The organism is Terrabacter sp. P5_B1 (assembly GCF_056400505.1).
This window is the reverse complement of record NZ_JBFULD010000034.1, coordinates 1-19,005: the sequence shown is the minus strand read 5'-3', so window position 1 is coordinate 19,005 and position 19,005 is coordinate 1. Positions and strand designations below refer to the sequence as shown.

Annotated in this window: 21 protein-coding genes; 7 read left to right on the top strand and 14 right to left on the bottom strand. The window is 72.0% G+C overall.

Features of this window, described 5'->3' with window-relative positions:
• Positions 1 to 101: 101 nt before the first annotated feature.
• Positions 102 to 332, bottom strand: a complete 231-nt coding sequence (locus tag AC1DP0_RS04515; RefSeq protein ID WP_478082688.1) for a hypothetical protein — start codon at positions 330 to 332, stop codon at positions 102 to 104.
• A gap of 94 nt (positions 333 to 426) precedes the next feature.
• On the opposite strand from AC1DP0_RS04515, the gene AC1DP0_RS04510 reads away from it, so the two are divergent.
• From AC1DP0_RS04510 to AC1DP0_RS04500, 3 genes are all read left to right on the top strand, one after another.
• Positions 427 to 762, top strand: a complete 336-nt coding sequence (locus AC1DP0_RS04510; RefSeq protein ID WP_478082687.1) for a YnfA family protein — start codon at positions 427 to 429, stop codon at positions 760 to 762.
• 80 nt (positions 763 to 842) lie between these two features.
• Complete coding sequence (locus AC1DP0_RS04505; protein ID WP_478082686.1) at positions 843 to 1,103, top strand: metal-sensitive transcriptional regulator; 261 nt, start codon at positions 843 to 845, stop codon at positions 1,101 to 1,103.
• An 81-nt stretch (positions 1,104 to 1,184) separates the two neighbouring features.
• On the top strand, positions 1,185 to 1,724 hold the full coding sequence (locus tag AC1DP0_RS04500) for a hypothetical protein (RefSeq protein ID WP_478082685.1): 540 nt from the start codon (positions 1,185 to 1,187) through the stop codon (positions 1,722 to 1,724).
• Positions 1,725 to 1,741: 17 nt separating this feature from the next.
• On the opposite strand, the gene AC1DP0_RS04495 is transcribed toward AC1DP0_RS04500, so the two are convergent.
• From AC1DP0_RS04495 to AC1DP0_RS04485, 3 genes are read right to left on the bottom strand one after another with little or no spacing between them, the layout of a single operon-like run.
• On the bottom strand, positions 1,742 to 3,025 hold the full coding sequence (locus tag AC1DP0_RS04495) for a class I SAM-dependent methyltransferase (RefSeq protein WP_478082684.1): 1,284 nt from the start codon (positions 3,023 to 3,025) through the stop codon (positions 1,742 to 1,744).
• Positions 3,022 to 4,473, bottom strand: a complete 1,452-nt coding sequence (locus tag AC1DP0_RS04490) for an FAD-binding oxidoreductase (protein ID WP_478082683.1) — start codon at positions 4,471 to 4,473, stop codon at positions 3,022 to 3,024. The genes AC1DP0_RS04495 and AC1DP0_RS04490 overlap by 4 nt, the downstream gene beginning before the upstream one ends.
• Positions 4,474 to 4,509: 36 nt before the next feature.
• Positions 4,510 to 5,136: a LysE family translocator gene (locus tag AC1DP0_RS04485; protein ID WP_478082682.1), complete on the bottom strand. Its 627-nt coding sequence runs from the start codon at positions 5,134 to 5,136 to the stop codon at positions 4,510 to 4,512.
• Positions 5,137 to 5,326: 190 nt separating this feature from the next.
• On the opposite strand from AC1DP0_RS04485, the gene AC1DP0_RS04480 reads away from it, so the two are divergent.
• Positions 5,327 to 5,551 (top strand): mycothiol transferase, encoded by a 225-nt coding sequence (locus AC1DP0_RS04480; RefSeq protein ID WP_478082681.1) that lies wholly within the window; start codon positions 5,327 to 5,329, stop codon positions 5,549 to 5,551.
• On the opposite strand, the gene AC1DP0_RS04475 is transcribed toward AC1DP0_RS04480, so the two are convergent.
• The 3 genes from AC1DP0_RS04475 to AC1DP0_RS04465 form a co-directional block, all read right to left on the bottom strand.
• Complete coding sequence (locus AC1DP0_RS04475) at positions 5,538 to 6,803, bottom strand: DUF6596 domain-containing protein (RefSeq protein WP_478082680.1); 1,266 nt, start codon at positions 6,801 to 6,803, stop codon at positions 5,538 to 5,540. The two genes, AC1DP0_RS04480 and AC1DP0_RS04475, sit on opposite strands and share 14 nt — an antisense overlap.
• The gene (locus AC1DP0_RS04470) at positions 6,804 to 7,229 is read right to left on the bottom strand and encodes a YciI family protein (protein ID WP_478082679.1); all 426 of its coding nucleotides are present in this window, start codon (positions 7,227 to 7,229) and stop codon (positions 6,804 to 6,806) included.
• 127 nt (positions 7,230 to 7,356) lie between these two features.
• Positions 7,357 to 8,844, bottom strand: a complete 1,488-nt coding sequence (locus AC1DP0_RS04465; RefSeq protein WP_478082678.1) for a helix-turn-helix domain-containing protein — start codon at positions 8,842 to 8,844, stop codon at positions 7,357 to 7,359.
• 273 nt (positions 8,845 to 9,117) lie between these two features.
• Here AC1DP0_RS04465 and AC1DP0_RS04460 point away from each other — a divergent pair, with 273 nt between their 5' ends.
• A complete protein-coding gene (locus AC1DP0_RS04460; RefSeq protein WP_478082677.1) occupies positions 9,118 to 9,651 on the top strand; it encodes a GNAT family N-acetyltransferase in 534 nt (177 codons plus the stop codon).
• Positions 9,652 to 9,686: 35 nt separating this feature from the next.
• Here AC1DP0_RS04460 and AC1DP0_RS04455 read toward each other — a convergent pair whose 3' ends face one another.
• The gene (locus tag AC1DP0_RS04455) at positions 9,687 to 11,642 is read right to left on the bottom strand and encodes an APC family permease (RefSeq protein WP_478082676.1); all 1,956 of its coding nucleotides are present in this window, start codon (positions 11,640 to 11,642) and stop codon (positions 9,687 to 9,689) included.
• An 11-nt stretch (positions 11,643 to 11,653) separates the two neighbouring features.
• The gene (locus AC1DP0_RS04450) at positions 11,654 to 12,958 is read right to left on the bottom strand and encodes an APC family permease (RefSeq protein ID WP_478082675.1); all 1,305 of its coding nucleotides are present in this window, start codon (positions 12,956 to 12,958) and stop codon (positions 11,654 to 11,656) included.
• An 80-nt stretch (positions 12,959 to 13,038) separates the two neighbouring features.
• Between AC1DP0_RS04450 and pdxR the strand changes: the two genes are divergently transcribed.
• On the top strand, positions 13,039 to 14,505 hold the full coding sequence (gene pdxR, locus AC1DP0_RS04445; protein WP_478082674.1) for a MocR-like pyridoxine biosynthesis transcription factor PdxR: 1,467 nt from the start codon (positions 13,039 to 13,041) through the stop codon (positions 14,503 to 14,505).
• Here pdxR and AC1DP0_RS04440 read toward each other — a convergent pair.
• The 3 genes from AC1DP0_RS04440 to AC1DP0_RS04430 are packed head-to-tail and all read right to left on the bottom strand — an operon-like array spanning position 14,468 to position 17,006.
• On the bottom strand, positions 14,468 to 15,661 hold the full coding sequence (locus AC1DP0_RS04440; RefSeq protein WP_478082673.1) for an MFS transporter: 1,194 nt from the start codon (positions 15,659 to 15,661) through the stop codon (positions 14,468 to 14,470). The two genes, pdxR and AC1DP0_RS04440, sit on opposite strands and share 38 nt — an antisense overlap.
• Before the next feature lie 53 nt (positions 15,662 to 15,714).
• Complete coding sequence (locus AC1DP0_RS04435) at positions 15,715 to 16,626, bottom strand: cation diffusion facilitator family transporter (protein ID WP_478082672.1); 912 nt, start codon at positions 16,624 to 16,626, stop codon at positions 15,715 to 15,717.
• Positions 16,623 to 17,006: an ArsR/SmtB family transcription factor gene (locus tag AC1DP0_RS04430; protein WP_478082671.1), complete on the bottom strand. Its 384-nt coding sequence runs from the start codon at positions 17,004 to 17,006 to the stop codon at positions 16,623 to 16,625. The genes AC1DP0_RS04435 and AC1DP0_RS04430 overlap by 4 nt, the downstream gene beginning before the upstream one ends.
• An 87-nt stretch (positions 17,007 to 17,093) precedes the next feature.
• Between AC1DP0_RS04430 and AC1DP0_RS04425 the strand changes: the two genes are divergently transcribed.
• The gene (locus AC1DP0_RS04425; protein ID WP_478082670.1) at positions 17,094 to 18,071 is read left to right on the top strand and encodes a DUF389 domain-containing protein; all 978 of its coding nucleotides are present in this window, start codon (positions 17,094 to 17,096) and stop codon (positions 18,069 to 18,071) included.
• A gap of 6 nt (positions 18,072 to 18,077) precedes the next feature.
• On the opposite strand, the gene AC1DP0_RS04420 is transcribed toward AC1DP0_RS04425, so the two are convergent.
• Both AC1DP0_RS04420 and AC1DP0_RS04415 read right to left on the bottom strand, forming a co-directional pair.
• Complete coding sequence (locus AC1DP0_RS04420) at positions 18,078 to 18,722, bottom strand: hypothetical protein (RefSeq protein ID WP_478082669.1); 645 nt, start codon at positions 18,720 to 18,722, stop codon at positions 18,078 to 18,080.
• A gap of 131 nt (positions 18,723 to 18,853) precedes the next feature.
• The coding region (locus AC1DP0_RS04415) for a pentapeptide repeat-containing protein (protein WP_478082689.1) at positions 18,854 to 19,005 on the bottom strand (152 nt) is incomplete at its 5' end.

The following is a 19,005-nucleotide window of genomic DNA, read 5'->3' as shown; positions in this document are numbered from 1 at the left end:
GCAGTCGGGCATCCGGGAACGCCCGGTCGAGACGGACGACGGGACGAGGGTCGCACTCGACACGGTGGTGGTGCTGCGGCGCGAGGGCTGACGCCGGCGGCCTAGCGGCGGCCGTACTTCTTGTGGACCGCCTGCCTGCTGACGCCGAGCTGCTCGGCGATCTCGGCCCACGCGAGGCCCTGGTTGCGCGCGCGGCGCACGACGGCGGCCTCGGTGCGGTCGGCTGCCCGCCGCAGCTCCCTCGCGGCGCCCAGGGCGGCGCGAGGGTCGTCGTCACCGGTGGCCCGAGCCAGCTTGAGCACGTCGTCGACCTCCATCGTCACTGCGGTCACCCTTCGCGGCCTGTCAACCTCAGTTGACACCCTATGCCGTCGCCTCACGTTCGTCAACCGACGTTGACACCCCTGCCGGTGCGACGATGACGGCGTGACCGTGACCCGCTCGATCCTGCTCTTCGTGCTCGCCGCCCTCGCCGAGATCGGCGGTGCGTGGCTCATCTGGCAGGGCGTGCGCGAGCACCGGGGCTGGCTCTGGGCCGGTGCGGGGGTCGTCGCGCTCGGCCTCTACGGCTTCGTCGCCACCCTCCAGCCGGACGCGAACTTCGGGCGGATCCTGGCTGCCTACGGCGGCGTCTTCGTCGTCGGTTCACTGCTCTGGGGCATGGTGGCGGACGGCTTCCGGCCCGACCGGTGGGACGTGGCCGGCGCGCTCGTGTGCCTCGTCGGGGTCGCGCTCATCATGTACGCGCCGCGCTCGAGCTGAGCGCTCCCAAGCGCCGGGAGTGACGGCATACGGCGGGGGGTATCATGAGACGTCACCCTCGACGACCCCAGGAGAATGCCGTGGAGCTCGACCTCGACGAGATGCAGTCGGTCATCCGCCGCCTCAACCGCGCCCGCGGGCAGATCGGCGGCATCGTCAGGATGATCGAGGAGGGGCGCGACTGCAAGGACATCGTCACCCAGCTCGCCGCGGTCTCCAAGGCGCTCGACCGCGCGGGGTTCGCCGTCATCGCGACCGGCCTGCGCGAGTGCCTGGCCAACCCCGAGGGCGAGGAGATGGATGTGGCGCAGATGGAGAAGCTCTTCCTGTCCCTGGCCTGACGGCCGGCCGAGCTTCCCCGTCCTGGGCTCTGGACGGACCGGGCACCGAAGGGCGACCATTGAGGGCACCGGAGGTCCCCCATGAACGTCCAGCCGAACGCTGCCCTTCCAGCCCTCGCCGCGCCGGGACCGATCGACGTGCGGGAGTTCGATCGCGACCGGGTCGAGACAGCGGTGGACCTTGCTGTCTACCTCGACCGGGTCCGCCGGCATCGGTCGGAGCTGCGCGAGTCCGTCGCCGCCGTCGACCTCGCACTCGAGGCGCCCATCGCGCGCGGCGGGGCGTGGCGTGAGCGGGTGCGCGCGGCCCTCGCCGAACTGGCCCACGACTTCGACGACCACATCGCGCTCACCGAGAGCCCCGGCGGCATCTACGACCGCGCCCGCCACAGCGCGCCGCGCCTGTCCGGTCGCGTGACGCGCCTGCTCGAGGAGCACAGCGACCTGCACGGCGCCATCCACGGCTACCTCGCGGTGCTCGAGCACGGCGGCACGATGGCCGACCTCCCCATCTTCCGTGAAGAGCTCACCGTGCTCGTCGGCCGGCTCGTCCGGCACCGGCAGAAGGGTGGCGACCTCGTCTACGAGGCCTACGACGTCGACCTCGGCGGGTCCGACTGAAAGCGGCCCCGCAGCCCTCAGCCGTCGGCCGGCTCGAAGCGAGGACGCAAGGGGAAGCCCGACACGCCCTCGCCGGTCGTGCGGGAGGCCAGGACCTGGTGCAGCTGGATCCCGCCACGCTCGAAACCGAGCCGCGACCCCGCGAGGTAGAGCCCCCAGACGCGGGCGGTGCCGAGGCCGGCGAGCTCGACGCACTCGTCCCAGTTCTTCGAGAGGTTCGCGTTCCACGCCGCGCACGTACGGGCGTAGTGCTCACGGAGATTCTCGTGGTGACGCACCTCGAAGCCCTCGTCCTCCATGACCCGCACGATGTCGCCGCTGCCGGTCAGCTCCCCGTCGGGGAAGACATAGCGGTTGATGAAGCCGCGGGGCGGCAGTCCCGGGTGCCGGTTGTCGGGGCGGGTGATGCAGTGGTTGAGCAGCCGGCCCTCGTCACGCAGGTGCTCGCGCAGGAAGCGGAAGTAGGCCGGGTAGTTGCCGACGCCGATGTGCTCGGTCAGGCCGATCGAGCTGATCGCGTCGAAGCCGCGCTCGGTGACGTCGCGGTAGTCGCCGTGCCTGACCTCGGCCCGGTCGGCGATGCCGTCGGCCTCGATGGCGGCCTGCGCCCAGGTGGCCTGCTCCCACGACAGGGTGACCCCCAGTGCCGTCACGCCGTAGTGCTTGACGGCGTGGCGCACCATGCCGCCCCAGCCGCAGCCGACGTCGAGCAGCCGCATGCCCGGCTGCAGGCCGAGCTTCCTCGCGACGAGGTCGTACTTGTACGCCTGAGCCTCCTCGAGCGAAGCCCCCTCGGTGGGGAAGCAGGCGCACGTGTAGGTCATCGACGGACCGAGCACCAGCTCGTAGAAGGCGTTGGACACGTCGTAGTGGTGGCTGATCGCGGCCGCGTCACGCGTCCTGGCGTGGCGCAGGCCCTGGGTCAGGCGGCGCAGCGGGCTCGGCGTCTCCTCGGACGGGAGCGCCGGGGGGTGCGGGCGGTGGTGGGCCACGAAGCGCGCGAGCTCGGCCGCGTCGTGCCGGCTCGGACGACGTGCCGGGAGCCCGTCACTGATCACGCGCAGGACGTCGTACGGGTCCGCCTCGTCCATCCCCTCGATGACGAGGTCGCCCGTGAGGTACGCGCGGGCCAGCCCGAGCTCGCCGGGCGCGATGAGGAGGTGGTTGAGCGCCTCCGGGGTGGTGAGCCGCAGCACGAGCCCGTCGGGGCTGCCGCCCTCCGAGCCGTCCCACGCGACGACCCGCACCGGGGCCTCGGAGCCGAACACACGGTCGAATGCCTGTCCCACCGTCAAGGTCATCGAGCCTGCACCGCCTTCTCGTAGAGCGTGGGGAACCGTCCCCTCGGGTCGTACCTGCGTTTGATCGGGTCGTATGCCGTGCCGCCGTAGAGGGCGGCGAAGGTCGCCTCGTCGTAGTACGCGTCGGAGTAGAGCGACTTGTGGCCGCCGAGCCGGGTCACCTCGGCCTCGATGCGGCGGTTGACGTCGCCCTCCCTCGCGCCGGGTTCGATCATGACGCTCGACCAGAAGCCGACGTTGACGTAGCGCTCGCCGCGCGCCATCGGGTAGAGCGGCCACGGGGTCTCGTCGGGCGGCGAGCCGGGAGTCGGACGCAGCTGGATCGGGCACAGCCAGACCGGCTCGATCGGCACCTCGCGCAGGAACCAGTCGACGAACTCGGCCGTGCGCTCGAGCGGGATCTCGACGTCCTGCACGACACGCTCACGGCTCGGCAGGCCGCGCAGCCGGTCGATGCGGGCCATCACGTGGTGGCGGTTCTCGAGGGCGACGATCTTCCAGTAGACGTCGCTCCGCAGCAGGTGGGTGGGCCAGAGCCGGCGCACCGTCGGGTTCTGTGCCCCGAAGGCCCGGCTGCACCAGAACCAGTCCGTGTCCCAGCGCCACAGGTAGTCGTGGGCGGTGAGCACGTCGGTGCGGCGCTGCTGGATCGACCGGTAGAAGACCTGTTCCCCGGTGTAGTCGCTCGGTCGGGCCTGGCCCTCGAGGTGGTCGGTCCACCGGCCGAGGCTGAGATAGGCCTCGGTCGGCCCGAAGACGACGCCGTCGACGAAGTCGACCCGGTCGCCGTCCCACGACCGTGACGCCATGACGTCGCCCACCGCGTCGGTGAGCGCCCGCACCGAGTCGAACCGCACGTGCCGCAGCGCGACGTACGGTCGGGCCGGCTCGAGCTCGATGACGAGGTCGAGGGCGTAGCCGAGGGACCCGTAGGAGTTGGGGAACGTGCGGAAGAGGTCGGCATGCTCCCCGTCAGGCGTCGCCGTCACGACCTCCCCGTCACCGGTGAGGATCCGCATCTCGAGCACGGACTCGTGGGGCAGGCCGTTGCGGAACGACGAGGCCTCGATGCCGAGACCCGTCACGGCCCCGCCGATCGTGATGGTCCGCAGCTGCGGCACGACCAGGGGCACGTAGCCGTCCGGGAGCAGCTCGTCGACGAGCTGCTCGTAGGTCGTCAGGCCGCCTACCAGGGCGGTCGCCGGGCCACCGTCCACGCCGGGCCGCACCTCGACGACGCCCCGGAACGCGGACAGGTCCAGCCCGGCTGCGTCGGTGGCGGTGCGGGTGCGGAAGAGGTTGGAGGTCCGCTTGGCGAGCCGCACGGGCCGGTCGGGCGGCAGGGCGGCATACGCCTTCGTCACCTGCTCGAGAGCACGCTCGTGCTCGCGGACCCGGTGGAGGGGTTCGACGCCGGCAGCAGCAGATGCGACCTGGGGGGGAGCCACCGTTTCAGTCAAACAGATCTCGCCGGGGCGCGTGGGCTACTCGCGCGCAAGCATGGTGGCGCCGAGGCCGACCATCATGACGCCGCCCGTGACGCCGAGCTTCTCGAGGCGGTCGGGCTTGCGGGCGAACCACTCCCGGGCCCGCGCCGCGAGCAGTGCCCACATGCTGTCGCTGCAGATCGCCATGAGGCCGAAGACGGCGCCGAGGACCACCATCTGCACCGCGACGTGTCCCGCACGCGCGTTGGTGAACTGCGGCAGGAAGGCGACGAAGAAGAGGATCGTCTTCGGGTTGGTCACTCCCACGAGGAACCCGACGCGCAGGGCGTGGCCGCGCTTGGCCGACACCTGCGCCTCGAGGGCCTCGCGCGCCTCGTGCCGGTGCCGGATCGCCTGGATGCCGAGCCAGATGACATAGGCGGCACCGGCCACCTTGATGACCGTGTAGGCCGTGATGCTGGCCGCGACGACCGCGCCGAGACCGACGGCCACGAAGAGGGCCTGGGCCGTCACCCCGACGGCGTTGCCGACGACCGACAGCAGCGCCTCTCGACGCCCGACGGTCAGGGCGCGCCCGATGGTGAAGAGCAGGCTGGGGCCCGGGACCTGGATGAAGAGGATCGACGCGATGAGGAACGCGACCCACTGGCTCGATGCTGGCACGCGCCCAGTGTGCGCCCGTGAGGATGAGATCGGCAGGCGGTTATCGAGGGCCGGACACTGGCGTCGGTCGCCATGACGACATCCCCGCAGACCGGGCGCACCGACCCGCCCCTCGCCGCCGACGAGGCCACAACCCTTGTCGCCTTCCTCGACTCCCACCTCGACTCCCACCGCGACACCCTCCCGCCCCATGCCGGAGCCGTGGGCGAGTGCCGACTGGGACGCCGATCGCGACTGGGAGATGACGTCCGCGCGTGATGACAGCCCCGAGGAGCTCCGCCGGATCATGGACGAGTCCGTCGATCAGCAGTTCACGCTGCGCTGGATCCTGCTGCACATGATCGAGGAGAACGCCCGCCACAACGGTCACGCGGACTTCCTCCGCGAGGCCGTCGACGGCGTCACGGGGGAGTGACGGACCGGCGCAGGCAGAAGCGCCGCAGCGGCTCCACCGCGATGACCTCGGCGAGGTCGCGATAGCGCGCTGYCGCCTGCTCCCGCCGTCCCGTGCGCCACTCGAGGTCGGCGAGGGCGAGGCTCGCGTCACGACTGGCGTATGCCGGGGCGCCACTCTCGAGTGAAGCGAGCTCGGACTCCACGGCGTCCAGGGAGCCGCCCTCGGCGAGGATCGCGTGGGCGGAGGCGACGAGACGAGCGACCCGAACCGAGGGGGAGGGCCACCGGTCCTCGAGCGCGCCGTAGAGCTGGGCGATGCGCGGCCAGTCGGTGCGCTCGAACGTGGCCGTGCTCGAGTGCAGCCCGGCGATCGCGGCCTCGATGGCGAAGCGGCCGTCACCGGCGGCCGCGAGGGTGGCGTCCTCCAGCCCCGCTCGCAGCAGCGCCACGTCCCAGCGCGACCGCTCGACCTCGTCGAGCGCGAGACCGGTACCCGAGTCGTCGACGCGACCGGGGCGCCGGGACAGACCGAGGCGGATGACGGCGCGCAGGCCGCGCACCTCGGTGTCGTGGGGGTAGGCGGCGACGAGCGCGTCGGCGATCGAGAGCGCCTGCCGTCCGGTGTCGGCCAGTGCGTCCGCGGGGTCGAGGACGGTCCGGTGCGCGACCGTGAACATCCCCGCGACACAGGCGATCACGACCGGCAGACGGCGCTCGCGCTCGATCGCCTCGGGCACGTGGAACGTCCCTCGGGCCTCGGCTAGAGCGCGCTTCGCGCGGGTGAGCCGCGCCGCTGCGGCCGTCTCCTGGATACCGAGGTGGCCGGCGATCTCCGGGATCGTCAGGCCGCACACGACGCGCAGGGCGAGGACCATCCGGGACGCGGGGGAGATGGCCTCGACCTCGTCGCACGCGACGAAGAGCAGGGCGAGGCGGTCGTCGAGTCCCTCCCCTGCGTGGAAGGACAGGTTGTCGGCGTCCATGGCGGTGCGCTCCGCCTCGGGACGGGCGAGTTCTGTGGCAAGTTCAGGGGCCAGCCGACGTTCCACGGAGCGTCGCCGGGCATCGTCGAGCCACGCCCGTTTGGCCACCGAGGTGCACCACGCGGCATACGACTCGATGGGACGCCCGCCGTCCCGCTCGTGGGCGGCGGCGCGCGCGACGGCCTCGGCGGCATACTCCTCGGCGTCGTCGAGGCTCCCGGTGAAGGAGGCGAGGGCGCGCACGATGCGCGGCCACGCCTCCTCGAACTCACCCGTCCCGAGCGGCACTCACATCCCCGTCGGGAAGACCTTGCGCCACTCGATGTGGCCGCCGGTCGGCACGAGCGCCGCGACCCGGCGTGCGGTGTCCTCGTCGTCGGTCTCGACGAGGTAGAAGCCGGTGATCACCTCGGACGTGTCGGGGAACGGGCCGTCGGTGTAGACGGCGTCCTCGACGAGGCGACCCTTGGCGCCGGGGGTCACGGTGCCGCCGTGCCGCGAGCTCTGCAGCGCGGCGCCCCCGACGACGCGGGCGCCGAGGTCCACGACGGCCTTCTGGAAGGCCTTGTGCTCGGGGAACGAGGCGTCCATGTCGGCGGCGACGCCGGGCGCGGCGGGGTCCTTGCCCGCGGGGCTCGCCTCGGGCTGACCGCCGAGGTAGGCGTCGGAGTCCCAGTCGCCCTCGTGGATGAGGTAGACGTACGTGTCGGCCATGGCCGGCTCCTTCTCGATCAGGTGCGCAGCCGGGAGACCGCGCAGGTGGCGACCCTCGCCACATCATCCTGACGAACTCGACCGAACGGAATCGACACCCTGGACTGAAGTTTTTCGGCTCGCGGTGTCAGCCGGCGGCGAGCCGACCGAGTCGCGCCTCGAGGGAGGCCCGGCGGTGGGCGTTGCCCTCGAGGTCGAGGTAGCGCGTGCCGAAGGTCGCGAGCAGGGCGTCGTCGAGGCGGCGGACAGCGCCCGGCGGGTACTTGTAGCCCATTCGCTCGATGAGGTCGGCCCCGTCGACGGGTGCGATGACCTCGGCGAGGGCGTCGACCGACGTGATGCCGAGCTCGAGCAGCAGGCCCGAGACCCACGTGTAGTGGTCGGTGCGTGCCCACCCGGCTCCGGCGTACTTCGAGGCGAGGAACTTGGCGAGGTCCTGCGCGCTGATCCGCTGGTCCTGCTCGTCGGGGTGGGGTGGAACCTCGGGCAGTGCCATCTGCAGGCGGTCGCGGATGGCCGAGAACTCCCGGTCGGCGAGCTCGATGAGCCCGGCGGCCAGGGTGAAGCGGCGGTCGAGCTCGTGCGCGTGCTCCTCGGGCACGGTCCCCTTGTAGCGGATGTCGTGCTCGAACTCGGCCCACGCGTGCTGCAGCACCGTGCGGATCTGGACGGACGCGCTCCGCCGTCGCAGCGGCTCGTAGGCCGGGCGCACGGTCCGGCTCGCGTCGACCGAGACCAGCTGGTGGCGGCTCGCGTAGCCGAACCGTCCGGCCCGGGCGGTCTCGAGGCCCATGTCGCGGTCGTCGAGGACGGCGAGCTCCTCGGCCAGCAGCTCTGCGACGGCTGCGACATCGTCGTGGACGTAGGTGATGACGCGGACGCCGATCTGGTCGGTGACGTCGACCAGGGGGTTCGGGTAGAGCAGGCCGTGGTCATCGCGTCGCTCCGCCTTGGAGGCGAACGACGTGACGGACTTGGTGCGGCCGCTGACGCTGAGGTAGTTGATGCCGGCGTCGTCGAGCAGGCCCGTCACCATGTCGACGAAGAGCGCGGTCGCGGCCTCGATCTCGGGCCGCACGGCGGCATAGGCCGCCGCAGCTTCACTGATCTCGCTGGCCTCACTGATCTCGCTGGTCTTGCCTGCGCCAATACTGTCGGACATGCGGCCATCCTGCCGTGCCGCCAGCACCGGCGGCGACCGGTAGTTGCGGAACCACCAGAGGTCCTCCCGGTCCGACGCTCCCCAGCCGTGGCGCGCCCCCCACCACGTCGGAACGCCCGGCCCGACCGCAGCATGGGCCGGAAACGCGCGCAGAGCCGCATCCACGAGTCCGACGGCGCCGTCATCCTCCCAGTCGTGGCAGCGGGGCTTGACCTCGTCGCTCTCCGGGCAGGGGAAGAGGTGGAACAGGCCGATGCTGAAGCCCAGCGCTCGGTAGAGCGAGATGGCGGACTCGAGCGTGATGCCGTGATGGCCGCCCTCGAGCCGGGAGATGCGGCTGTGCGGGACGCCGAGCCGGCTGGCAAGCGCCCGCTGGCTCAGCAGGTAGGTGCGGCGCGCATGTCTCAGGGCATTGCCGAAGGCGTCAGGCCCGTGGCCGATGGGGACGGTCATGGATCCACCGTGCAGGCCAGGAGAACGTGGGCGGGAGGCCGACCATCTTCCTGTGGACATCCAGGTCGCATCCCGCTGGGGGTGTGGACAGCAGGTGGGGGTGGTGCGCGGCAGCGTCCCCACCGACTGTGCGTTGGGTCATGCGGTGACCCAGCCCGCGATCGGTACCAGCTGGGTCACCTGGAGACCCAATGCACAGGGCAAGGAGGGACGGACACCGGCTGCCCGGGAATCGCGTGGACGTGGCGCGCGGGGAGGTGCGAGCGTGGCGCCATGCACCTCCAGACCGCCCGCCTCACCATCCGTCCCTGGTCGCACGACGAGGCCGACCGGCTGCTCGACATCCTGAGCCGTATCGAGGTCGTGAAGTGGCTCGGCGACGGCGAACCGGTCCTCATGAGGGACCTCGACGAGGCGCACACCCGGATCGACCGCTTCGAGGAGCGCAGCGCGACGGCGCCTCTCGGCCTCTGGGCCGTGGAGGTACGCGAGACCGGGGTGGTCGCGGGGTCCGTCCTCCTGCTGACGCTCCCGAACGCCGACGACAGTGAGGTGGAGGTCGGTTGGCACCTGCACCCCGACTCGTGGGGCCACGGCTTTGCCACCGAGGCCGCGACCGCCGTGATCCAGCACGGCTTCGACGCGGGCCTACCCGAGATCTACGCCACCACCCACACGACGAACGAGCCGTCGCAGGCCGTCTGCCGTCGCCTCGGTCTCGACGACCTCGGCGTCATCGAGAAGTGGTACGAGGAGGAGTCGCGGGTCTACCGCACGACGCCCGAGCGCTGGGCCAACCGCGGGTGAGTATGCCGTCCGGCCCGCGTCGGCGACGCGCGCGTTCAGCCGCCGACGTGCACCTGCGGTCGCCGGTCTGCGTCGGGCTCGGCACGCCGGATGATCTCGTGGGTCAGCGGGGGGATGTCGCCCTCGCCGGCGAGCAGGAAGCGCAGCACGTTCTGGCCGGGCGCCTTCTCGCTCCACTCGAAGTAGATGTGCGGCGGCTTGCTGACCCGGTCGCGCACGTCGAGCAGGACGGCAGCGAGCACGTTCGGCACCGACGGGCCGGTCGCGCGCAGGATGTAGTGGCCGCCGACGACGGCCGAGCCGACGTGGACGGTCGTCGCGAAGTCGCTCGCGTCGCTGATCTCGACCTCGAGGAAGATCGCGCCCTGACGGGCGTTGAGGTGGTTGTGCATCCGGACCTCGAGCGACTTCGCCCGGTACTCGTCACGGTCGCCCTCGTTGATCTTGTTGGCGATGAAGCGCAGCGGCTGGGGACCCAGCGCCGCGTCGTCGAGGATGGCCTTCGCGCTGTCGTCGTAGACGACCCGCTGGACCCGCAGCTCGGTCGAGCGCACGATGCGTGACCAGACGCTGATGACGATGATGAGGGCGATGAAGATGAGCGCGATGACGAGTCCCTCGGGCCGCTGCCTGATGGTGATCGTGATCGTGTAGACGAAGATCGCGCTGACCACGGCGAAGAACCCAGCGGCGGCCCGGTGACCTCGCCGCAGCTCGGTGAGGAAGACGGCGATCGCGGCGGAGGTCATGAGCGCGAGCACGCCGGTGGCATACGCCCCCGCCTGCTCGTCGACGTTCGCGCCGAAGGCCAGCGTCACGACCGCCGCGATGAACGACAGCACGAGCACGAGAGGTCGCGTCGACCGCGCCCAGTCCGGGGCCATGCCGTAGCGGGGGAGGTAGCGCGGCACGATGTTGAGCAGGCCAGCCATGGCGGACGCGCCGGCGAACCAGAGGATGCCGATCGTCGAGACGTCGTACACCGTCCCGAAGCCCTCGCCGAGGAGGTGGTGCGCGAGGTAGGCCAGGGCCCGTCCGTTGGCCCCGCCGCCCGGCTGGAACGCGGCGGGTGGGATGAGCAGGGTCGTCACGAGCGAGGAGCCGATGAGCAGGACGCTCATGATGAGGGCGGCGGTCGTGAGCAGCTTGCGGGCGTTTCGGATGCGGCCCTCCGGCTTCTCGGCCGTGTCGGTCGGCTCGCCCTCGACGAGCGGCATGACGACGACACCCGTCTCGAAGCCGGACAGGCCCAGGGCCAGCGCGGGGAAGACGAGCAGCGACGCCCCGATGATCCCGAACGGCGCCGAGTGGGCCGAGGTCATGGCCACGATCCAGTCGTGGAACGCCGTCGGGTGGTTGCCGATCTCGAGGATGCCCCGCACGAGCACGACCGAGCTGAGCCCGAGGTAGGCGACGACGAGGACGACAGCGATGCCGATGGCCTCCTTGAACCCCTTGAGGAAGATGCCCGCGAGCAGCACGAGCAGCGTCAGGGTCACGCCGACCTGGTGGCCCGTCAGCGTCGACTTGAGGTACGGGTTCTCGACGACGTGGGCGCTCGCGTCCGCGGCCGAGAGCGTGATGGTGATGACGAAGCCGGTCGCGACGAACCCCAGGAGGCAGAGCACGAGGATCTTGCTCGGCCAGTAGGCGAGCAGTCGCTCGAGCATCGAGAGGCTGCCGTCGCCGTGCGGGCTCTCAGCCGCGACCCGGCGGTACATCGGCAGCGCGCCGAAGAGGGTGATGAGGACGAGCACGAGCGTCGCGACCGGCGACAGGGCGCCCGCGGCCAGGGCCGCGATGCCGGGCTGGTAACCGAGCGTGGAGAAGTAGTCGACACCGGTCAGGCACATGACGCGCCACCACGGCTGGACGTGCTGCTGGGCCCTGGCCTCGCTCTCGGGCTCGTAGTAGCCACCCGGGTCGGTCTCCTCGGCGTCCAGGAACCACCGCGTCAGGGGGGCGCGCTCCGCGCGCTGTGTCGTCGTCACGGCGGCGAAGTCTAGGGGCCTGCGCTGGGAGGCCTTCCCAATCCTCGGGCGCCGGACCGGTAGCAGAGCGAGAGGACGGCCAGCCCGAGGGCCCACAGGGCGTGCACCCCGTTGACGACCAGCAGCGCGGCGACCGACAGGAAGGCGACCAGGGCCGTCCACCAGGCCACGGTGCCGCGCGAGAGAAGGCGCAGCGCCGAGGCCGTGCCGAGGACGTAGACGAGCGTGAAGCAGCCGGTCGCGAGCAGCATGAGCGGCGTGAGCCCCAGGCCGAGCATGACGGCGAGACCCAGCGAAAGCAGCGAGGCGACGGTGATGAGCAGGGTGCTGCGTCGAGGCACCTGACCGGCCTCGCCGCCACGGGCCAGCCATGCGGGAAGAGCGCCGTCGCGGGCCAGCGAGGCGCCGAGCCTCGACCCACCGGCGAAGTACGCGTTCATCGCGCCGATCGTGAGCAGCACGGCGACGACGGCCGTCACGACGCGGGCCTGCTCGCCCAACGCGATGGCCATGAGGTCCGAGAGGGGTGCCTCGCTGCGGCCTGTCGCCGGCCCGAGCACGAGGACGCTGGTCGCGGCGAGAGCGAGGTAGAGCACGCCGACGACGACCACGGCGATGCCCGTGGCACGCGGGACGTCCCGGCGCGGGTCGCGGTAGTCCCCGGCGAGCGACGCCACCGCCTCCCAGCCGGCGAAGCCCCAGACGAGGACGGCCGCGGTCGTGCCGATGGCGGTCCACCCGTTCGGGGCGAAGGGGGTCAGCGACGCCGTGCTGCCGTGCGGCAGTGCGACCGCCACCGTCGCCGTCATGAGCAGCGCGAGCACGCTGGCGAGCACGAGCTGYACGCGACCCGAGAACCGCAGGCCGGCCAGGTTCATCGCCCCCGTCCCCAGGATGAGCACCGCGGCGACGACGACGGTGGTCGTGCGGCCGCCACCGACGACGTCCGCGACGTAGCCACCGGCCATCATCGAGGCCGGCGGCGCACCGACGGGGATGGCGAAGTAGAAGCACCACCCGACGGCGCCGGCGGCCCGCGGACCGAAGGCGCGTCGCACGTAGGTCGAGACGCCGCCACCGTCGGGGTGGCGCGCCCCGAGCGCGGCGAACGTGCTCGCGAGCGGCACCGACAGCAGCACGAGCGCCGCCCAGGCCAGGAGCGATGCGGGGCCCGCGACCGCGGCCGCGAGTGCGGGCAGGGTGATGACCCCCGTGCCGAGCACGGCGCCCACCGACAGGGCGGCCCCCTGTGCGACGGTGAGTGAGCCGCCGGTCGCGGCAGCGCTGGTGCGGGTGAGGCCTGCGGTCGTCGTCATGCCTCAAGGATCCTGTCCGAGTGGACCGACTGGAAGTGCCACTTCTTGTCAGGTTGTTTGGGCCAATCTAGGCTCGAGGCGTGGAGCTCCACGTCAGTCTCAGCGGCTCCGGCGACCTCTCCGCCCAGATCTACGCGCAGGTGCGGACGGCCGTCCTCGACGGCCGTCTGGCCGGGGGCGACCGGGTCCCGGCCTCCCGCGACCTTGCGGCGGCCCTCGGCGTCTCGCGCGGCACGGTGACTGCGGCGTACGACCGCCTCCTCGCCGAGGAGCTGCTCGAGAGCCGCCGCGGCGCCGGCACGTTCGTGGCGAGCGGGTGCGTCCGGCCCGCCGCCCGCCGCGCTCGCCTCGGCGCTGTCGTACCGACGTCGCTGTGGACCGGTGCCCCGACCTCGGTGGGACCAGCTCCCGGCCCGGGCGCCGCCGCCCACGACTTCTCCGTCGGGGTGCCTGACGGCTCGCTCTTCCCGCTCGCGACGTGGCGCCGCCTCGTCAGCGGGACCCTGCGCCGCGGGCGCCTCTCGGCCGGCACCTACGACGACCCGGACGCCACTCGCGGAGGCAGCCGTCTCGAGGCGGAGATCGCGAGGTATGCCGGCCGGTCGAGGTCGGTCGTCGCCTCCGGTGCCGACGTGGTGGCCACGGCCGGCGCCCAGCAGGCTCTCGACCTCGTGGCTCGCGTGCTCGTCGAGCCCGGAGACGTCGTCGCCGTGGAGGACCCCGGCTACACGGCCGCGGCGCGGCTCTTCGCGACCCATCGCGCCGTCGTCCGCGGCGTGCCGGTCGACGGCGAGGGGATCGTCGTCGACGCCCTGCCCGGCGCTGCCCGCCTGGTCTATGTCACGCCGTCGCACCAGCACCCGACCGGCGTGGCCATGTCGATGGCGCGCCGGATCGCTTTGCTGGAGTGGGCCGTTCGGCACGGCGCCGTCATCGTCGAGGACGACTACGACAGCGAGTTCCGCTTCGCCGACCGGCCGCTCGAGCCGTTGCAGAGCCTCGACCGCGACGGCCGAGTCATCTACGTCGGGTCCTTCTCCAAGTCGCTGCTCCCGGCCCTGCGGGTCGGCTACGCCGTCGCGCCGACCACGCTGACGGCCGCCCTGCGCGAGGCGAAGCGTGTCACGGTCTGGGATGGGGACGCCGTGACCCAGGGCGCTCTTGCCGACTTCCTGGCCGAGGGTCACCATGCGGCCCACGTCAAGCGTGCGACGAAGGTCTACCGCGCCCGACGCGACGCGCTCCTGCACGGGCTTACGTCCCCCGAGGGTCTCGCCGACTGGCTCGAGGTCATCCCGTCGGCGGCGGGTCTGCACCTGTGCACCCTGTTACGCGACCCGGCCCTGGACGACGTGACGATCGCCGCGGCAGCCCTGGCCGCAGGCGTCTACGTCGAGCCGCTGTCGGTCCGGCACCTCGAGCAGCCGCCCCGTCACGGCCTCGCCTTCGGTACGGGCGGCATACCCCTGGAAGGTATCGCCCCGGCGCTCGCCACGCTGCGAGGGGTGTTCAGCTCGAGCCGGCCGGGACGCCCCGCCGCCGGATGATCGCGAACTGCGTCGCGAGCGGGATGATCCCGAGGATCAGCACCATCGGCACGGCGAAGCCGAGGCGCAGGTTGTCCGACCCGACGGCCCCGGTCAGCACGGCGCCGAGCAGTGCACCGACGTAGTTGAACTGGTTGAACCGGGCGACCACCTGGTCGGTCTTGTCGATGCGCTCGCCGGACGAGCCCGCGTCCTCGCCGCCGGCGATGGCGCCCGCCGCGGAGAAGCTGAGCGGCGCGATGGTCGCGACGGCGCCACCGAGGATCGTGAAGCCCACGACGGCCACGACCCACGACGGGGCGAAGACGATGACCGCCAGCGACAGGGCGGCGACGACCCCGCTGATCCGGAGCAGCCACACGGCGCCGTGCCGATCGACGAGACGGTCGCCGACAGCACGGGCCAGGAGCGTCGCGACGAGGTAGGGGAGCGTGGCCAGGGCGGTGAGGCCGGTCGGCGCGTGCAGCGTGCCGTCGAGGTAGACCGGTCCCCACGTCGTGGCCGCCGTGTCGACCATGTAGAAGAGGACCATCGCGACGCCGAGGAGCGCGATGCGCCGCCACGGCACGTCGACCGTGGCGTCCGTCGCGGCCAGTCGGTCGCGGCGTACGAAGGGCGCGGCGAGGGCCGCGACGGGAAAGGCGAGCAGTGGTAGCAGCGCCGGGCCGAGCTCGACACCCGACGTCGCGAGCGTGACGAGGGTGCCGAGGATGCCACCGGCGGTCCAGAAGGCGTGGAACGACGGCAGGATCGGGCGACGGTAGAGGTGCTCGACCGTGACCGCCTGCATGTTCGAGGAGGCGTCGACGAGCCCGAGCGCCAGCCCGTAGGCCGCGAGCCCGGCGACGAAGACGCCGAAGGCCGGCGCGACGAGCAGCACCCCGAAGCCCAGCGTCGCGACGACGAGGCCCACGCGTACGACCACGGCGCTCGACGAGCGCGCCGCGACGACCTCGGCGACGACCGAGCCCACGCCGGCGAGCAGGACGACCATGAGGAGCAGCCCGCTGACGGCGAGCTCGTCGAGCGACCACTTCTGCTGGACCTGCGGCAGGCGGGTCGTCAGGGAGATGAAGAGCAGACCCTGGACGAAGAAGGCAGCGCCGGCGGCGAGCCGCGCCCGCAGCACGGGGGAGGACTCAGCCTGGGACGTCACGGTGGGTCACACTGTCGGTCGCGGGTACCGGCGTCAAGGCTCGGAGGATGTGCCTACCAGTCGGCACCCTGGCAGGTGGACCGGTCTGTCGTCTCGACCTGGAGGGTCGCGTGGGCGACGTGGAAGCGCTCGCGCAGCATCCGGGAGGCGGCCTCGAGCACCTCCGGTCCGGTGTCGGGGCGCGACGTGACGAGGTGGGCGGTCGCGACGTCCATGCCCGACGTCAGGGTCCACACGTGCAGGTCGTGGACCTCGGTGACGCCCGGTACCTCGCCGAGCGCGGTGAGCAGTTCGGTCGGCTCGATGCCGGTGGGTGCGTGCTGGCCGAGGACGGCGACGACCTCGCGCCCGAGCGCGAGGGCGCGGACCGCGACGAAGACGGCGATCGCGAGGGCGACGACGGTGTCCCACCACGCGCTCCCGGTCGCGCCGACGAGCAGGGCGGCTGCGATGACCCCGACCGAGCCGACCGTGTCGGCCACGACCTCGAGGTAGGCGCCCTTGACGTTGAGGCTCTCGGCAGCGCCGCCACGCAGCAGGAACAGTGCGACGACGTTGATGACGAGACCGATCCCGCCGACGACGAGCATGGTGCCCGAGGCGATCCCAGGGCTCGACCCGATGCGCCCGACGGCCTCGACGGCGATGTAGACGGAGACGCCGAGCATGAGCAGCACCGCGAGCCCGGAGGCGAAGACCTCGGCCCGGTAGGAGCCGAAGGTGCGGCGCCCGGTGGTGTCGGCGCGGGTCGCGATCCGCGTCGCGACGAGGGCCGCGCCCAGCGTCACGACGTCGGCCGCCATGTGCCCTGCGTCGGACAGCAGGGCGAGAGAGCCCGACGTCAGGGCGGCGACGAGCTCGACGACGAAGAAGGCAGCCACGAGGCCGAAGGCGACGGCGAGGCGCCAGCGGTGTCGGGCGCCCGCGTGTCCGGGAGTGTGCCCGTGGGAGTGCCCGTGGCTCATCGACGCCGACCCCCGTCGTGGAGCGCGTGCGCGCGGGTGACGTCGAGGAGCAGCCTGACGTGGGCGTCGGAGAGGCGGTAGTAGATGTTGCGGCCCTCGCGCCGTCCGGTGACGACACCCGAGGCACGGAGCATCCGGAGTGCCTGGGAGACGGTCGTCTCTGCGGTACCGGTCGCGGCGGAGAGGTCGCAGACGCAGAGCTCACCGGCCTCGAGGAGGGCATAGAGCAGCCGGGCACGGGTCGGGTCGCCGAGCAGCTTGAAGACGCTGGTGACGCGGGCGAGCTCGTCGACACCCGGGGCGTGGTCGGTGGCGAGGGCGACCTTCTCGGGGTGCACGGAGGGGGCGGCCCACCCGTCGCGTCCGGCGACGGTGCTCACGGCAATCCCTTTCATCTGTTCGGATGATCAGATGTCACTGTCGTGGTGACAGGCGGCGCGTGTCAACCGAGCGGCAGACTGTGCGACATGCTGAAACTGACGGTCACCATCCCGAACGAGCTGACCGAGTCGGTCATGCAGGTGCTCGCCGACTCCTCGGCCGTGAGCACGCTGTCGGTCCTGCGCGGAGCGGCGGTGCGCCCGGTCGGCGACGTGGTCCAGGCCGACGTCGCCAGGGAGGGCGCCGACGTCCTCGTCGACCGGCTCCACGACCTCGGCGTCCACCGGGACGGGACCCTGCAGATCGAGCCGGTCACGACGTGGGTCTCGCGGGCCGGCTTCGAGGCGGACGAGGCGACGCCGGGAAGCAGCGCCGACGCCGTCGTGTGGGCGCAGGTGGCGCAGCGGTCCTACGACGACAGCGAGCTGAACTGGACGTTCCTGTCGTTCATGTCGCTCGCCACCCTCATCGCCGGCATCGCGATCGTCCTCGACTCGCAGATCCTCGTCATCGGCGCCATGGTGCTGGGTCCTGAGTTCGGCGCCATCGCCGCGCTGGGGGTCGCACTCGTCCGGCGGCGACCGCTCCTGCTCGCCGTCGCGGCGCGGGCCCTCGTCGTCGGCTTCCTCGTGGCCATCCTCGTCACGTGCATGGCCGGGCTCGTCGGACGCGCCCTCGGCTGGGTGACCCTCGACGACATCACGGGCAACCGTCCCAGCACCCACTTCATCTACGCGCCGGACAAGTGGTCGTTCATCGTCGCCGTGCTCGCTGCCGCGGCCGGGGTGCTCTCCCTGACGTCGGCCAAGCTCGGAGGGCTCAGCGGCGTCTTCATCTCCGTCACGACCATCCCGGCCGCCGGCAACGTCGCGCTCGGCCTCGCCTTCGGCGCGTGGCCGGAGGTGCGCGGCAGTGGTCTCCAGCTCGTCATCAACGTCGTCGGGATGGCCCTCGCCGGTTGGCTCACCCTGGCGCTGCAGCGCGCCGTCTGGTCTCGCGTGCCGGCGCCGCCGTCGCACACGCGCCTGAGTCGCCGCATCCACGCCGAGCCGCCGTCCCGCTGAGGGGCGTCAGCGGGTGGTGGTGGACGTCGGTCGCGGTGGGGGCGCCGGCAGCGTGAAGGTCGTCGTCAGCGCTCCGTTCACGAGCGCCAGCAGGACCCCGGTCTCCCGGCGGATGACGGCGTAACGGCTCGCCGCCACGGGCGAGCTCGCCCTGGCCTCGTCCGAGGCRGCGCGGGCGAAGAGCCCCAAGGAGGCGAGCCTGCCGTAGTAGCTGGGGGCGTCGAGGCCTGGAGGTGGACCGTTGGCCCCGAGCCGGGCGAGGTGCTGCGCCATGAGGTCGAGCTGGAGGGCGGCAGCGTTGCCCGACAAGGACATCCGGTCGAGCAGGCGCACGTCCATGACGAGGCTCGTGCAGTCGGCGAGTGCGACGGGCCGGTTGAAGACGGGGCTCGTGCTCAGACTGGGCGACGCAGGCGCTGTCACGGTGACCGTGGGCGTCGCGACGACGGTCGCGGTGGTCACGACCGTCGCGGTGATGGTCTGCCTGTCGATCTCGGTGACCGTCACCGTCTGCGTCGGTGGCGTGGGTAACGGCGTGCCGGACGCTCCGGCGAACTGGCTCAGCTCGATGACGGGCGTGCCGGACGAGCACGTCGAAAGGGTGAGGGCGCACGGCAGCACGAGTGCTGCGGCGACCCTGGCTCGAGGCACGGCCGACTCCGGTGCTCGACGTGGACAGTGCCTCGATTGTGGTCTCTGGACGGTCGTCGCGCGCCGGTATGCGCGAACCGCCCTGCGGTGCCACGGTGCCACGGTGCCACGRCGCCACGGCGCTTCGGCGCTCAGGTGCGCGCGGCGGCCAGCTGCGGACGGGTGAGGAAGAGGGCGCCGTCGAGCCGAGTCCCGCGCAGGTCGGCGTCGCGCAGGTCCGCGCCGAGCAGGTCGGCCCACCGCAGGTCCGCCGCGATGAGCAGTGCGCCCCGGAGGTCCGCCG